Here is a 15,693-nt window from a genome sequence, read left to right as displayed (position 1 = left end):
GCTTGCTCGCGATTAGGCCGTGTCAGTCGACATCATCGCTGCCTGACACACCGCTATCGTCGGAACGCCGTCCGGAGCAAGCTCGCTCCCACAAGGGATTTGTGGCGTGCTGAAGATCTGATCGCGGTATCCTGCACGCTCTAAATACGGACGCTTTTCCATGCTGGTGATTTCCAACAACGTGCAGCTGCCGGATGCCGAGATCGAGTTGACGGCCATTCGCGCCCAGGGCGCCGGTGGGCAGAACGTCAACAAGGTCTCCAGTGCCGTGCACTTGCGCTTTGACATTCCGGCGTCGTCCTTGCCCGAGTTCTACAAGGAACGGCTGCTGGCGCTGCGCGACAGCCGCATCACCAGCGACGGTGTGTTGATCATCAAGGCCCAGCAGTACCGGACGCAGGAGCAGAACCGCGCCGATGCACTGTTGCGGCTGACCGAGTTGATCCTCAGTGCCACCAAGGTCGAGAAGAAGCGCCGTCCGACCAAGCCGACCCTCGGCTCGAAGACCCGTCGCCTCGAATCCAAATCCAAGCGCGGCAACATCAAGGCCGGGCGCGGCAAGGTGGATTTCTAGTCTTCTCGATACTTGGTCGTGTGCCGATAGAGATAGATGCTCAGTGCCAGGCCGCTCAATGCGGCGAGGGCAGCAAACAGGAAAATCGAAGCAAAGCCAAACCCCGCCGCAATCGCCCCGGCCAATGGCCCGGTGATCCCCAGCGACAAATCGATGAACAGCGAATAAGCGCCGACAGCGGCACCACGGCTTGAGGCTGGCACCAGATTGACCGCTTCAACCCCCAGCGCTGGAAACACCAGCGAAAAGCCGAAGCCGCTCAGCGCCGCACCCGCCAGTGCCCAATGGGCATCCGGTGCCAGCCACAGCAACAGCAATCCCAGGGTTTCCACTGAAAGGCAGGCAATGGCCACGCGAAAGCCGCCGAGGCGGTTGATCAGGTTGCCGAACAGCAAGCGCGCGCCGATGAAGCTGGCGCCGAACAGGCTCAGGCACAGCACCGCGTTGTCCCAGTGTTGCGTGGCGTAATACAGGGTGATGAAGGTGGCGATGGTGCCAAAACCGATGGAGCCCAGGGCCAGTCCGCAGCCGTGGGGGAAGACTCGCCCCAGCACATGCATGAACGGCAGACGCTCACCGGCAACGATCGGTGCGGCGGTTTTCGGCCAGGCCAGCAGCAGGCCGAGAACGGCCAGCAACACAATGCTCACCCCCATGCTCCACAAGCCCAGTTGATGGACGAGCAACACACCCAAGGGCGCGCCGACAGCCAGTGCTCCGTAGCTGGCAATACCGTTCCACGAGATGACTTTGGCCGTATTCGCCGCGCCGACCCGGCCGATGCCCCAGCCAATCGAGCCCGAGCCCACCAGGCTTTCGGCGCTGCCGAGCACCAGGCGGCCGATCAACAGGCTGATCAGGCTCAAGGTCGGCAGGCTCTGGGTCCAGGCCGAGATCAGCATGAACACACCGCTCAAGCCGCAACCGGCCAGGCCATACATCACAGCCAGCTTGCTGCCCTTGTTGTCGATGATCTTCCCGGCATAGGGGCGGCTGAGCAGGGTGGCCAGGTATTGCACGCTGATCACCAGGCCCGCGATCACCGCGCCGAAGCCCAGGTCGCTGTGGACGTAACCGGGCAATACGGCCAGGGGGATGCCGATGTTCAGGTAGCCGATGAAGGTGAAAAGGACGATGGAAACAACTTGCAGCGTGACCGCCAGGGGGCGCTGGTTTTCAGGCATGGGTAAAGGTCCACGGTAAAGCAGGATAGATAGGCTGCTTATGATAACGGTGTGGACGGTCACAGGTTGTGAAAAAGTAAAACTATTTGCCGGGCGGCGTCATTCAGGTTTGGCGGGAGCGACCAGTTGCGTGGTGACCAGGGCGGCCAGCGCATTTTCCTGGGTGCCGAAGCGGGCAAGCAAGGCGGCTTGTTTCTCGGGGGAGAGGCGATTCCAGATCCCGATCATTTTCTCGGCGGTGCCGATCAGGACGCTGGCCTGCGCTTCACTGAATTCATCGGTCATGGGTAAAGGCTCTTTCAGGCAGTGTGGAAAGCGCATGTTAGCGCTTTCCACACGGTCTGTACGGCGGGTGTTTCAGTCTTCTCTGTCAGCCTGGCGGCTGTCAGTGGCTTCTTTCGGCTCGGGCTGTTGGGCTCCGGCTTGCTGCGTGGTCGTCTGCTCAGGTTCGTGCAGGCTTGGGAAGGGGAGATTAGGAATCTCGTGCATAGTCGCGCTCCTCGCTAAGTCTGTTGATAGATCTGGTAGATCCGCGCTTTTAAAAAGCCTGGGCAGGATACAGCACTGAAAATGACAAACGGACTTTTATATCCATTTGTTTCGACGGGTGGGATTGTCTAGACATGTGAGGAGGAGGGGGCAACACAAATCAAAATGTGGGGGCGGCGGTGCGACGATTCGACTTGCTCGCGAAAGCGGTTTAACAACCAGCATTTAAGCCGACTGATCCGCCGCTTTCGCGAGCAAGCCCGCTCCCACAAGGGTCATGCGCAGACTTTGGCAATCGCCTCGGCCAGCAGATCCAGACGCGTGGCATCAATCCCCGCCACGTTGGCCCGGCCCGAGCTGACCATATACACGCTGTGATGATCGCGAAGGTTCTTCACTTGCTCAGGCGTCAAGCCGGTGTAGGAGAACATCCCGCGTTGCACGCCAATGTGCGCAAAACGCTCGCGCAAACCGTGAGGCTCCAGCGCTTCCACCAGGCCGCTGCGCAGTTGGGCGATACGCAGGCGCATGGCTTCCACTTCGTCAGCCCAGAGGTTTTTCAGCTCCGGGTCGCCGAGGATGGTCGCGACCACCGCTGCACCGTGATCCGGCGGCGTCGACCACAGGTTGCGGGCGATGTTGGCCAGCTGGCTGCGGATGTCGGTGAGCTTGTCGGCGGTTTTCGCACAGACAATCAACGCGCCGGTGCGGTCGCGGTACAGGCCGAAGTTCTTCGAGCAGGAACTGGTGATCAGCAGTTCCGGCAACTCGGCGGCGAACAGCCGGGTCGACCAGGCATCCTGGTCCAGGCCATCGCCGAATCCTTGATACGCGAAGTCGATCAGTGGCAGCAGTTCGCGCTTGCGTACTACCTCCAGCACCCGCTGCCAGTCATCCTGGGACAGGTCGAAACCGGTCGGGTTGTGGCAGCAGGCGTGCAGCAAAACCACGTCACCCTTGGGCGCTTCATTGAGCGCCGCCAGCATGCCGTCGACGTCGAGCCGGTTGTCACTGCCCACGTACGGGTAGTGGCTGACCTTGACCTTGGCTGTCGCAAAAATCGTTTCGTGGATCGGCCAGGTTGGATTGCTCAGCCACACACCACGGCCCGGCAGGCACTGGGCGATAAAGTCCGCGCTCAGGCGCAAAGCCCCGGTGCCGCCCGGAGTCTGGGTGGCGCCGGCGCGTTGTGCGCTGAGCAGTTTCGAATCGGCGCCCAGTACCAGCTCATTGATCGCTTTGCCGAACGCCGGCTCGCCGTGACCACCGATGTAGGTCTTGGTGGACTGGTGATCCACCAGCCGCTGCTCGGCAAGCTTCACCGACTCGAGAATCGGCGTCAGGCCCTGGGCGTCTTTGTAGACGCCTACACCCAAATCGAACTTGCGCGGATTTTGGTCCTGCGCGTAGGCCTCCATCAGGCCGAGGATCGGGTCGCCAGGTACTCGACCGATGGCGTCGAAATGCATTACTTGCGCCCCTCAGCGTCCTTCGCCACTTCGTCAGTGCGCGCGGCCATGATGAAGTCGTTGCGGTGCAGGCCCTTGATCGAGTGGCTCCACCAGGTCACGGTCACTTTGCCCCACTCGGTCAGCAGGCCAGGGTGGTGGCCTTCGGCCTCGGAGATTTCACCGACGGCGTTGGTGAACGCCAGGGCGTGCTTGAAGTTCTTGAACAGGAAGACCTTTTCCAGCTGCATGATGCTGTCACGTACTTCGATGTTCCAGTCCGGGATCTGCTTGATCAGGATCGGCAGTTCTTCGTCGCTGACTTGTGGGGCGTCGGCGCGGCAGGCTTCGCAATGGGCTTGAGTTAATGCGGTCATGATGTGTTCCTGAAATCGAATGTTGGGAAATCGGCCCTCAGTGCTACCACGCTAATCCAAAGCGATGGTTTCTGACAGGCTCACTTGATTCTAAAAGCGGCGGATCACGCGGCTTTTGGTTTTGGCGGGAATTTCGGTGCGTGCAGACCCATCTGCATCGCGTGCTTGACCATGCCCATGATGTCTTCGTGAGCGAGGTCGAACAGGCGCTTGAGATTTGGCAACGCGAAGTACAGTGGCTGCAAGATGTCGATGCGGTAGGGCGTGCGCATGCATTCCAGCGGATCGAACGCCTGATGCTCAGGCTCGTCCGACAGGCAATACACGGTCTCTTTCGGAGAAGACAGAATGCCGCCGCCGTAGATGCGTTGGCCTTGCGGGGTGTCGACCAGGCCGAACTCGATGGTCATCCAGTACAGGCGCGCCAGATAGACGCGTTCTTCCTTGGACGCCTTGAGGCCGAGCTTGCCGTAGGTGTGGGTGAATTCGGCGAACCACGGGTTGGTCAGCAGCGGGCAGTGACCGAAGATCTCGTGGAAAATGTCCGGCTCTTGCAGGTAGTCCAGTTCTTCGCGGGTACGAATGAAGGTCGCCACCGGAAACTGCTTGCTGGCCAGCAATTCGAAAAAGGTCTGGAAGGGAATCAGTGCGGGAACCCGGGCAACCTGCCAGCCGGTGGTTTCACCGAGGACCTTGTTGATTTCGCCGAGTTGAGGAATGCGGTCGTGGGGCAGACCGAGTTTTTCGATACCGTCCAGGTACTCCTGGCACGCACGCCCTTCGATCACCTTCAGTTGACGAGTGATCAGCGTGTTCCACACCGCGTGTTCTTCGGCGGGGTAGTCGATAAAACCTTGCGCATCGGGCTCGCGAGCCACGTATTGCGTCTGCTTCATGCTGCTCTCCTGCTAGGGGATTTCGTTCTTGTTATGTACTGCTATGGACCTAGAAATACTCCAAGGATTGCATTGTTGCAGCAGGTGGGCAGCGACACGCGTAGGAAAAAACCGTAAATTTCGTAAAGTTTTCGTTACGAATTGGTCGCGATCGCGCAGCTATTGAGATTTCCCGGTTTGAAAAACGCTTTGCCTGTCACATAATCTTGACGACTATCTGAGCGCCTCGAAAGAAAAATGCGATCGAGCGCGCACCGCAATACCCTGTGGGAGCGGGCTTGCTCGCGAAAGCGCCGGCATGTCCAACATTGATGTATCAGACAGGCCGCCTTCGCGAGCAAGTCGAATCGTCGCACCGCCACTCCCACAGGGTTTGCGTTGAGACCAACTTTATTCACCGCATTTCAGGCCTTTCATATGCGTATCAAAGTCCACTGCCAGAACCGCATCGGCATCCTGCGCGACATTCTCAATCTGTTGGTGGAGTACGGGATCAACGTGGCCCGCGGTGAAGTGGGTGGTGAGCATGGCAATGCCATCTACCTGCATTGCCCGAACCTGATCAACATTCAGTTCCAGGCCCTGCGCCCGAAATTCGAAGCGATCGCCGGGGTGTTTGGCGTCAAGCGTGTCGGGCTGATGCCCAGCGAGCGTCGGCACATGGAGCTCAATGCACTGCTCGGTGCGCTGGAGTTTCCGGTGCTGTCGATCGACATGGGCGGTTCCATCGTCGCGGCCAACCGGGCAGCGGCGCAGTTGCTCGGGGTGCGGGTCGACGAAGTGCCGGGGATTCCCCTGTCGCGCTACGCCGAGGATTTCGATTTGCCGGAACTGGTGCGCGCCAACAAATCGCGGATCAACGGGTTGCGGGTCAAGGTCAAGGGCGATGTGTTCCTGGCCGACATCGCGCCGCTGCAGTCGGAGCATGACGACAGCGAAGCCATGGCCGGTGCGGTGTTGACGTTGCACCGCGCCGACCGGGTGGGCGAGCGCATCTACAACGTGCGCAAGCAGGAATTGCGTGGCTTCGACAGCATCTTCCAGAGCTCGAAAGTCATGGCCGCCGTAGTGCGCGAAGCGCGGCGCATGGCGCCACTGGATGCGCCGCTGTTGATCGAAGGGGAGACCGGCACCGGCAAAGAGTTGCTGGCGCGGGCCTGCCATCTGGCCAGCCCGCGTGGGCAGTCGCCGTTGATGGCGCTCAACTGCGCCGGCCTGCCGGAGTCCATGGCCGAGACGGAATTGTTCGGTTACGGCCCGGGTGCCTTCGAAGGGGCGCGGGCCGAAGGCAAGCTCGGGCTGCTGGAGCTGACGGCGGGCGGTACGCTGTTTCTCGATGGCGTCGGGGAAATGAGTCCACGCTTGCAGGTGAAGTTGCTGCGCTTTTTGCAGGACGGTTGCTTCCGTCGTGTAGGCAGTGATGAAGAGGTCTACCTCGACGTGCGAGTGATCTGCGCAACCCAGGTCGACCTGTCCGAATTGTGCGCTCGCGGCGAGTTCCGCCAGGACCTTTATCACCGCTTGAATGTGCTGTCGCTGCACATCCCGCCATTGCGCGAATGCCTCGACGGCTTGACGCCGCTGGTGGAGCACTTCCTCGATCAGGCCAGCCGGCAGATTGGTTGCCCGTTGCCGAAACTGGCCCCGGCGGCCATGGAGCGGCTCAGTCACTACCATTGGCCGGGTAACGTACGGCAACTGGAGAACGTGCTGTTCCAGGCGGTTTCCCTGTGCGACGGCGGCACGGTCAAGGCCGAGCATATTCGCCTGCCGGATTACGGCGTGCGTCAGCCCCTTGGCGATTTTTCGCTGGAGGGTGGGCTGGACGAGATCGTCGGGCGTTTCGAGAAGGCGGTGCTGGAGCGGCTGTATTCCGAGCATCCGAGCAGTCGGCAACTGGGCAAGCGGCTCGGGGTTTCGCATACCACCATTGCCAACAAGTTGCGTGAGTATGAGGTGGGCAAGACTGAGTCATAGCTGAGGCCTGCTGCGTTTGTGCCGGCCTCTTCGCGGGCAAGCCCGCTCCCACAGGGGAACGCATTCCAAATGTGGGAGCGGGCTTGCTCGCGAAGGCGATAGATCAGTCACTCAAGAGGCCGGCACTTGCCACCCACCGGCATGACACCGCCGGTTTTTCGTCTCCGATACAAATCACAAATCCCCTCTGAATCCTCAAAGTCCCCTGTTTGCCGGGCCTCGCGCCGTCAAAAACAAGTTGGTCTGCAAATTGCTTATGGCTCAGCAGTACAGCAGTGGGCGGCAAACGTCCGGCAGGCAGAGGAAAGAGTGTGGACAAGTACCTTTATGTGGCAATGACCGGCGCCAGCCAGAATGCACTGGCGCAAAAGGCGCATGCCAACAACCTCGCGAACATCTCCACCAACGGCTTCCAGAAAGACCTGGAGCAGGCCCGTTCGATGCCGGTGTTCGGTGACAGCTTTCCGGCGCGTGCGTTTGCCATGTCCGAACGCCCGGCCACCGATTTCTCCCCTGGCTCACTGGTGGAAACCGGTCGCGACCTCGACGTTGCCGTGCAAGGCAGCGGCTGGATTGCCGTACAGACGCCCGAAGGCGGTGAAAGCTACGTGCGCACCGGCAGCCTGAACGTTGACGCCCTGGGCGTGTTGCGCGCCGGCAACGGCATGCCGGTGATGGGCAATGGCGGGCCGATTGCCGTGCCGCCGGAGCAGCAGATCGAAGTCGGCGAGGACGGCACCATCAGCATCCGCGCAATGGGCGAAGGTCCCCGGGTGATGGCGGAAGTCGACCGCATCAAGCTGGTCAACCCGGACCTCAAGAACATGACCAAGGGCCTGGACGGTTCGATCCACACCAAGGACGGCGCGCCTGCGCAGGCCGATGCCGGCGTCAAGCTGGTGTCCGGGTTCCTCGAATCGAGCAACGTCAATGCCGTGGAAGAGATGACCTCGGTGCTGGCCTTGGCCAAGCAATTCGAGCTGCACATCAAGATGATGAACACCGCCAAAGACGACGACCAGGCCATGGCTCGGGTCTTGCAGATCAGCTAATTACCAGAACGTCGCGCCGTAAAACAGGCACACGAGGAGAATCGAATGCTTCCGGCTTTATGGGTTGCCAAGACAGGTCTGTCCGCCCAGGACACCAACCTGACCACCATTTCCAACAACCTGGCCAACGTGTCGACCACGGGTTTCAAACGTGACCGCGCCGAGTTCCAGGACCTGCTCTACCAGATCAAGCGCCAGCCAGGCGCCCAGTCGACCCAGGACAGCGAACTGCCGTCGGGTCTGCAACTGGGTACCGGTGTGCGCATCGTCGGCACCCAGAAAAACTTCACCGCCGGCAGCCTGCAAACCACCGAGCAGCCACTGGACATGGCCATCGACGGTCGCGGTTTCTTCCAGATCCTGCAACCGGACGGCACCACGTCCTACACCCGTGACGGTACCTTCCACCTGGACTCCAACGGCCAGATCGTCAACGCCAGCGGCTTTGCCCTGGAGCCGGCGATTGTCATTCCGAACGACGCGCAGACCTTCACGGTCGGTCGCGACGGCACAGTGTCCATCACCATTGCCGGCAACCCGGCTGCCCAGGTGATCGGCAACCTGCAAACCGCCGACTTCATCAACCCGGCCGGCCTGCAGGCAGTGGGCAACAACCTGTTCCTGGAAACCGCCGCCAGTGGCGCGCCGCAAGTCGGCACTCCGGGCCTGAGCGGTTTCGGCACCACGCTGCAGAACACCCTGGAAACGTCCAACGTCAGCACCGTTGAGGAGATGGTCAACATGATCACCACCCAGCGCGCCTACGAGATGAACTCCAAGGTGATCTCCACCGCCGACCAGATGCTCTCGTTCGTAACGCAGAATCTGTAATCAAGTCTATGTGCGGCCATGAGGCTGCCTGCTACACCGTGAGGTAGGGTCATGAATCGCTATGTATCTGTTCTGGCACTGAGTGGGATCACCGCGCTCGCAGGTTGCGTGCCTGCGACGCCCAAGCCCAATGACCCTTACTACGCTCCGGTGTTGCCGCGCACGCCGTTGCCGGCGGCCGCGAACAACGGTTCGATCTATCAGGCCGGTTTCGAACAGAACCTCTACGGCGACCGCAAGGCGTTCCGGGTCGGTGACATCATCACCATCACCCTGAACGAAAGGACCCAGGCCAGCAAAAACGCCAACTCGCAAATTGGCAAGAACAGCAAGGCCAACATCGGCCTGACTTCGCTGTTCGGCAGCAGCGCCACCACCAACAACCCGTTCGGCGATGGCGACCTGAGCCTGAGTGCCAGCTACGAAGGTGACCGCGCGACCAAGGGTGACAGCAAGGCGGCGCAGGGCAACACCCTGACCGGTTCGATCACGGTCACCGTCGCCGATGTGTTGCCCAACGGCATCATCGCGGTACGCGGCGAGAAGTGGATGACCCTCAACACCGGTGACGAGCTGGTGCGGATTGCCGGCCTGGTTCGCGCCGATGACATCGCCACCGACAACACCGTGCCGTCGACCCGTGTCGCCGATGCGCGCATCACCTACTCGGGCACCGGTTCGTTTGCCGATGCGAGTCAGCCAGGCTGGTTCGACCGTTTCTTCCTCAGCCCGCTGTTTCCTTTCTAGGTGGCTACGTTGAATTTCAGAAGTCTCATGATGGCTGCGTTCCTGATGTCCGCAGCGTTCAACGTTCAAGCCGAGCGCCTGAAGGACATCGCCAGCATTTCCGGGGTGCGTTCCAACCAATTGATCGGTTACGGCCTGGTGGTCGGGCTTAACGGCACCGGAGACCAGACGACGCAAACCCCGTTCACCCTGCAGACCTTCAACAACATGCTCTCGCAGTTCGGCATCAAGGTGCCGCCGGGTTCGGGCAACGTGCAGTTGAAGAACGTCGCAGCGGTGTCGATCAGTGCCGATTTGCCGGCGTTCGCCAAGCCGGGTCAGCAGGTCGACATCACCGTTTCCTCCATCGGTAACTCCAAGAGCTTGCGCGGCGGCACCTTGCTGCTGACGCCACTCAAGGGTATCGATGGCAACGTGTATGCGGTGGCCCAGGGCAACCTGGTGGTCGGTGGTTTCGATGCGGAAGGGCGAGACGGCTCGAAGATCACCGTCAACGTTCCGTCGGCCGGTCGCATCCCCGGCGGTGCGTCGGTGGAGCGTGCAGTACCGAGCGGTTTCAATCAGGGCAACAGCCTGACGCTGAACCTCAACCGTTCCGACTTCACCACCGCCAAGCGCATCGTCGACAAGATCAACGACTTGCTCGGCCCTGGCGTGGCCCAGGCCATCGACGGCGGTTCGATTCGCGTCACTGCGCCGCTCGATCCGAGCCAGCGCGTCGACTACCTGTCGATCCTGGAAAACCTTGAGGTCGATCCGGGCCAGGCGGTGGCGAAAGTCATCATCAACTCCCGTACCGGCACCATCGTGATCGGCCAGAACGTCAAGGTGTCCCCGGCCGCCGTGACCCACGGCAGCCTCACAGTGACCATTACCGAAGACCCGATCGTCAGCCAGCCCGGCCCTCTGTCCAATGGCACGACGGCGGTGGTACCGCGTTCGAAGGTCAACGCCCAGCAGGAAGCCAAGCCGATGTTCAAGTTCGGCCCTGGCACCACCCTCGACGAAATCGTACGTGCGGTGAACCAGGTCGGCGCGGCACCGGGTGACTTGATGGCGATCCTCGAAGCGCTGAAGCAGGCTGGCGCCCTGCAAGCCGATCTGATCGTGATCTGAGGACAGCCATCGTGGATATGCGCAAGAGCGGCCTGGTCAGCAGCAGCGATTCGGGCTCCTATTCGGACCTCAATCGTCTGAATCAGCTGAAGGTCGGCGACAAGAACAGCGACGGCAACATGCGCAAGGTGGCGCAGGAGTTCGAGTCGCTGTTCATCGGTGAGATGCTCAAGTCCATGCGCTCGGCAACCGAAGCGCTGGGGCAGGACAATCCGATGAACACCCCGGCGGCCAAGCAGTACCAGGAAATGTACGACCAGCAACTGGCGGTTTCCATGTCCCGCGAAGGCGGCGGTATTGGTCTGGCCGACGTGCTGATGCGCCAGATGTCGAAGAACAAACCGATGGCGCCGGGCGAGGCCGCCGCTGCATCGCTGGCCAAACAAGAGGCCGCCAAGGCGGCCGTGCAAACACCGGTGGCAGCGGGCACGGTTGCGGTCAATGGGCCGCTGTCTCGAGTCAACGGCCAGCGTCCGTTGTGGGCTTCGCGTTCAGTCCATACGCCACAAGAAGCGGGCGAGGGTGCTCATCGCAATGACATGGCGCTGATCAATCAGCGGCGCCTGGCGCTGCCGCCGAAACTGGCCGACCGTTTGCTGGCGGGGCTGGTACCTTCGGCGACGACCGCCGCTGCAACAGTCAACGCAACTCAATTGCCGCAGCGCACGACCACCACCGGTACCGGTCCGTTGTACAACGGCGACTGGCTGGCGAATGCGCAGCAAGCCTCCAGCGGCGGCATGCAGATTTACGGTCGCGCCATGGCACAGATTCCTCTGGCGCCGGCGAAGAAAGCCTTCAGTTCCGCCGACCAGTTCATCAACACCATGTTGCCAATGGCCAAGGAAGCGGCGGCCCGGATTGGTGTCGATCCACGTTACCTGGTGGCCCAGGCGGCCCTGGAAACCGGCTGGGGCAAGTCGGTCATGCGTGCTCAGGACGGCAGCAGCAGCCACAACCTGTTCGGCATCAAGGCCGGCAATAGTTGGCAGGGCAATTCGGCGCGGGCGATCACCAGCGAATTCAGGAACGGGCAGATGGTCAAGGAGACGGCCGAGTTCCGTTCCTACGACTCCTACAAGGACAGTTTCCATGACCTTGTGACTTTGCTGCAGACCAATAATCGCTATCAAGATGTCGTGAAGTCGGCCGATAACCCAGAACAGTTTGTACGCGAGTTGCAGAAGGCCGGTTACGCAACCGACCCGGACTACGCAAGCAAGATTTCGCAGATAGCCAAGCAGATGACGAGTTACCAGAACTACGCTGCGGCGGGCGTTTCCACCACGCCTTTATAGGCACAAGGATTAAGGTCTGAATCATGAGTTTGCTCAATATCGGGATGTCGGGGCTCAGTGCTGGCCATAACTCGTTGGTGACGACCGGCAACAACATTGCCAACGTCGACACCGCCGGGTACTCGCGCCAGCAGTCTGTGCAGAGCACCAAAGGCTCGATTCAGTACGGCAACGTGTTCATCGGCACCGGCACGACGCTGGCCGATGTGCGTCGCGTGTATAACTCCTATCTCGATTCGCAGTTGCGTACCGCTACCTCGCTCGACAGCGAAGCCGCGTCGTACAACGCACAGGCCACGCCGCTGGACGCTACTCTTTCCGATAGCAACACCGGGTTGACCGGTGTGCTGCAAAAGTTCTTCACCTCGATGCAAGGCGTTTCGACCTCGGCCACCGACGACACGTCCCGCCAGTCGGTGCTGACCGGCGCCCAGGCCCTGTCGGCCCGCTTCAACTCGATTGCCAAGCAGTTGAACGACCAGAACACCAACCTGAACGGCAGCCTGGGCGACATGGCGGATCAGGTGAACAAGCTGTCCACCACGATTGCCACGCTCAACCAGAAGATTTCCGAGCTCTCCACCGGCACCAACCAGCCAAACGACCTGCTGGACTCGCGCAACGAAGCCGTGCGCCAACTGTCCGAGCTGGTCGGTACCCAGGTGGTCGAGCGTGGCAACAGCTACGACGTCTACATCGGCAGCGGCCAGCCACTGGTGGTTGGCAACACCACCAATACACTGCAAACCGTGCCGAGCCAGAACGATCCATCGCGCATGGCGCTGCAGCTGAACCGTGGCTCCAGCACCATCGACGTGACTTCGGTGGTCAGCGGCGGTGAAATCGGTGGCCTGCTGACTTACCGCAAGGAAGTGCTCGATCCATCGCTCAATGAGCTGGGGCGTGTAGCCCTGGTGGTGGCCGACCAGATCAACAGCCAGCAGGCGCAGGGCATCGACAAGAACGGTGACTTCGGCGCGGCGATCTTCAACAACATCAACAGTGCCGCCCTGGTCAGTCAGCGCAGCATTGCGGCGGCGGGCAACAGTGCTGGCTCCGGCAACCTGGATGTCACCATCAAGGACACCGGCAAGCTGACCACCAGCGACTATCAGGTGACGTTCACCAGCGCGACCAACTACACCGTCAAGCGCTCGGATGGCACCGACATGGGCGCGTTCAGCACCACGACGACGCCGGCTCCGGTGATCGACGGCTTCAGCCTGAACCTGAACGGCGGTGCGCTGAGCGCCGGCGACTCGTTCAAGGTGACGCCGACCCGTGGCGCCGCGGCCGGTATCCAGACCGTGCTCAGCGACCCGAAAAAAATCGCCGCGGCAGCACCGCTGACCGGCGTGACCAATGCCAACAACACCGGCACCTACACCCAGCCAGCGCTGACCAGTACCATCGACATCTACAACCCGACGGCCCAGGCAGAAATGCAGACCGCGCTCAAGAACTCGACGCCGGTCAAACTGGTGTTCGGCGCGGCCAGCGGCGGTAGCCAGAGCTACAACATGGTCGATGCCAAGGGCAACTCGATCGGCACCGGCACCATCGTTCCCGGCCAGAGCAACACCCTGAACCTGAAAGTGGGCATGGTCGATGCCAGCGGTGCGCCGATCATGGACAACAGCGTCACGCCAGCCGTGCAGAAGACCTTCACCGTGCAGACCACGGTCGGCGCCACGCCCGCCAGCGGCGAAAGCTTCACCATCAACCTGACCGGCGCGGCGTCTTCGGACAACCGCAACGCCCAGGCGCTGGTCGGGCTGCAAACCAGACAGACCGTAGACACCGGCACGGCGAGCAAGGGCATCAGCCTGACCGATGCCTACAACAAGCTGGTGACCAACGTCGGCGCCAAGGCTGCCCAGGGCAAATCCGACAGCGACGCCACCACGGCGATCCTGGACAACGCCAAAGGGGCACGGGATTCGAACTCCGGGGTCGACCTGGATGAAGAAACCGGCAACCTGGTCAAGTACCAGCAGTACTACACCGCGTCTTCGCAGATCATCAAGGCTGCGCAGGAAATTTTCACCACGCTGATCAACAGCCTTTAAGGAGTCGTAATTCATGCGCATTTCCACCGCCCAGTATTACGAAATCACCGCTGCCAACTACCAGCGCAACTTCAACAAGGCCATCGCGACCAACAACGAAATCAGCAGCCAGATCCGCGTCAATACTGCCGCCGATGATCCGATCGGTGCCGGTCGTTTGCTGCAACTGGGTCAGCAGAGCGCGATGCTTGGTCAGTACGGCACCAACATCAACACCACCAAGAATGCGTTGAGCCTGCAGGAAACGACGCTCGACTCCATCGGTACCGCTTTGCAGCGCGCCAAGGAACTGGCCCTCGCCGCCAGCAATGGCATTGCCACCGACGCGGACCGCAAGGCCTATGCGTCGGAGTTGGGCCAGATCCAGCAACAAGTGCTGGGCCTGATGAACTCCAGGGATGCCAACGGCAACTACCTGTTCTCCGGTTCGAAAACCGACACCGCGCCTTACTCGCAGAACTCGGACGGCACCTACAGCTACAACGGTGACCAGACCACCATCGACCTTGGCATTGGCGATGGCATGACGGTCGGGACCAACACCACTGGCTGGGATGCGTTCCAGCAGACCATCAATACCAGTCGCACTCAGACCACCATGACCGCTCCGGCGGTGGATGACGGTCGCGTGGTGCTGTCCAATGGTACGGTCGGCACCAGCTCCACCTACAACGCGAAGTTCACGGGCGGCCAGCCCTACACCGTCAGCTTCCTCAGCAGCACCCAATTGAAGATCACCGACGCGCTGGGCAATGACGTGACCACCGAAGCCAGCCAGAACGGCGTGATCAGCAACTCCAACGGTGCCAACCAGACGGTCAGTTTCCGTGGTGTCGACCTGAAGTTGAACATCAACCTCAAATCCACTGATACCAACCCGGATGCGGTGATCGCCGGTCACAGTTTCAATCTGTCTTCCACGTCGGACACCTTCAACGCGTCGCGCAGCGCCGGTAACCCGTCGACCGCGGTCATCACCGGTTCCAGCGTGACCAACCCGACGGATTACACCAACGCCTTCCCGTCGGGCGGGGCGATCCTCAAGTTCACCAGCGCCACCAATTTCGACCTGTATGCCGCGCCGATCACTGCCGACAGCAAGCCGGTGTCGTCGGGCACCATGGTGGGCGGCAACGCCACTGCGGCGGGCGTAACGTTTGCCCTGGGTGGCGGCACCCCGGCGTCCGGCGACCAGTTCGTGATTCAGAACAACAACCATCAGACCCAGAACGTGCTCGACACCCTGGGCCAGATGATCACCGCGCTGAACACGCCGATCGACGGCGACCCGGTGGCCAAGCAGAAGTTACTGGGGGCCATGGAATCGGGAATGGGCAACATCGACAGTGCGGCCAACCAGATCGGCTCAGCCATCACCACGATCGGTGCCCGCGGCCTGGCACTGGATAACCAGACCGCGACCAACGAGAGCCTGACCCTGGCGAACAGCGCGAGCCAGAAGTCAATTCGCGATTCGGACCCGGCTGAACTCATGACTCGCCTGACCTTGCAGCAGACCATGTTGCAGGCGGCGCAGCTGGCGTTCAGCAAGATTTCCCAGCTGGGCCTGTTCAACAAGATCTGACGGTGGTCGGGCGCGCAGGCGCTCGATGGCCTTGCCCCTTCAGTATTTAT

14 protein-coding genes are annotated in these 15,693 nt (G+C 61.1%); 9 read left to right on the top strand and 5 right to left on the bottom strand.

Annotated features, from left to right (window positions below):
- The first annotated feature begins 160 nt into the window (after window positions 1-160).
- Window positions 161-574: an alternative ribosome rescue aminoacyl-tRNA hydrolase ArfB gene (arfB, locus tag KGB28_RS00855; RefSeq protein WP_057715927.1), complete on the top strand. Its 414-nt coding sequence runs from the start codon at window positions 161-163 to the stop codon at window positions 572-574.
- Here the strand turns inward: arfB and KGB28_RS00850 are convergent.
- The 5 genes from KGB28_RS00850 to phhA form a co-directional block, all read right to left on the bottom strand.
- Complete coding sequence (locus tag KGB28_RS00850; protein WP_223441212.1) at window positions 571-1,758, bottom strand: MFS transporter; 1,188 nt, start codon at window positions 1,756-1,758, stop codon at window positions 571-573. The genes arfB and KGB28_RS00850 overlap by 4 nt on opposite strands.
- Before the next feature lie 99 nt (window positions 1,759-1,857).
- Complete coding sequence (locus KGB28_RS00845; protein ID WP_150724427.1) at window positions 1,858-2,043, bottom strand: hypothetical protein; 186 nt, start codon at window positions 2,041-2,043, stop codon at window positions 1,858-1,860.
- A gap of 479 nt (window positions 2,044-2,522) precedes the next feature.
- The gene (locus tag KGB28_RS00840; protein ID WP_223441210.1) at window positions 2,523-3,716 is read right to left on the bottom strand and encodes an amino acid aminotransferase; all 1,194 of its coding nucleotides are present in this window, start codon (window positions 3,714-3,716) and stop codon (window positions 2,523-2,525) included.
- The gene (locus tag KGB28_RS00835) at window positions 3,716-4,072 is read right to left on the bottom strand and encodes a 4a-hydroxytetrahydrobiopterin dehydratase (RefSeq protein WP_046037728.1); all 357 of its coding nucleotides are present in this window, start codon (window positions 4,070-4,072) and stop codon (window positions 3,716-3,718) included. The genes KGB28_RS00840 and KGB28_RS00835 overlap by 1 nt, the downstream gene beginning before the upstream one ends.
- Window positions 4,073-4,176: 104 nt before the next feature.
- Window positions 4,177-4,968, bottom strand: a complete 792-nt coding sequence (gene phhA, locus KGB28_RS00830; RefSeq protein ID WP_150753448.1) for a phenylalanine 4-monooxygenase — start codon at window positions 4,966-4,968, stop codon at window positions 4,177-4,179.
- Window positions 4,969-5,385: 417 nt separating this feature from the next.
- On the opposite strand from phhA, the gene KGB28_RS00825 reads away from it, so the two are divergent.
- The 8 genes from KGB28_RS00825 to KGB28_RS00790 all read left to right on the top strand — a co-directional run bounded on the left by KGB28_RS00825 (window position 5,386) and on the right by KGB28_RS00790 (window position 15,643).
- The gene (locus KGB28_RS00825) at window positions 5,386-6,945 is read left to right on the top strand and encodes a sigma-54-dependent phenylalanine hydroxylase transcriptional regulator PhhR (protein ID WP_008021363.1); all 1,560 of its coding nucleotides are present in this window, start codon (window positions 5,386-5,388) and stop codon (window positions 6,943-6,945) included.
- A gap of 311 nt (window positions 6,946-7,256) precedes the next feature.
- Complete coding sequence (locus tag KGB28_RS00820; RefSeq protein ID WP_223441208.1) at window positions 7,257-7,997, top strand: flagellar basal body rod protein FlgF; 741 nt, start codon at window positions 7,257-7,259, stop codon at window positions 7,995-7,997.
- A gap of 45 nt (window positions 7,998-8,042) precedes the next feature.
- Complete coding sequence (gene flgG, locus KGB28_RS00815; protein WP_223441205.1) at window positions 8,043-8,828, top strand: flagellar basal-body rod protein FlgG; 786 nt, start codon at window positions 8,043-8,045, stop codon at window positions 8,826-8,828.
- A 51-nt stretch (window positions 8,829-8,879) separates the two neighbouring features.
- Window positions 8,880-9,575 carry a flagellar basal body L-ring protein FlgH gene (gene flgH, locus KGB28_RS00810; protein WP_150724432.1) on the top strand — a complete coding sequence of 232 codons (696 nt, stop codon included), beginning with the start codon at window positions 8,880-8,882 and terminating at the stop codon, window positions 9,573-9,575.
- Between the two features lie 27 nt (window positions 9,576-9,602).
- The gene (locus KGB28_RS00805; protein ID WP_150724433.1) at window positions 9,603-10,691 is read left to right on the top strand and encodes a flagellar basal body P-ring protein FlgI; all 1,089 of its coding nucleotides are present in this window, start codon (window positions 9,603-9,605) and stop codon (window positions 10,689-10,691) included.
- An 11-nt stretch (window positions 10,692-10,702) separates the two neighbouring features.
- On the top strand, window positions 10,703-11,989 hold the full coding sequence (flgJ, locus tag KGB28_RS00800) for a flagellar assembly peptidoglycan hydrolase FlgJ (RefSeq protein WP_223441203.1): 1,287 nt from the start codon (window positions 10,703-10,705) through the stop codon (window positions 11,987-11,989).
- Window positions 11,990-12,012: 23 nt separating this feature from the next.
- The gene (gene flgK / locus KGB28_RS00795; RefSeq protein WP_223441200.1) at window positions 12,013-14,058 is read left to right on the top strand and encodes a flagellar hook-associated protein FlgK; all 2,046 of its coding nucleotides are present in this window, start codon (window positions 12,013-12,015) and stop codon (window positions 14,056-14,058) included.
- Window positions 14,059-14,071: 13 nt separating this feature from the next.
- Window positions 14,072-15,643 (top strand): flagellar hook-associated protein 3, encoded by a 1,572-nt coding sequence (locus KGB28_RS00790; RefSeq protein ID WP_223441199.1) that lies wholly within the window; start codon window positions 14,072-14,074, stop codon window positions 15,641-15,643.
- Window positions 15,644-15,693: the final 50 nt, after the last annotated feature.

It is taken from the genome of Pseudomonas sp. BF-R-19 (assembly GCF_019956445.1).
Classification (GTDB): Bacteria; Pseudomonadota; Gammaproteobacteria; order Pseudomonadales; family Pseudomonadaceae; genus Aquipseudomonas; species Aquipseudomonas fluorescens_BH.
The sequence above is the reverse complement of the archived record's forward strand: the minus strand, read 5'-3'. Positions and strand labels throughout refer to the sequence as shown.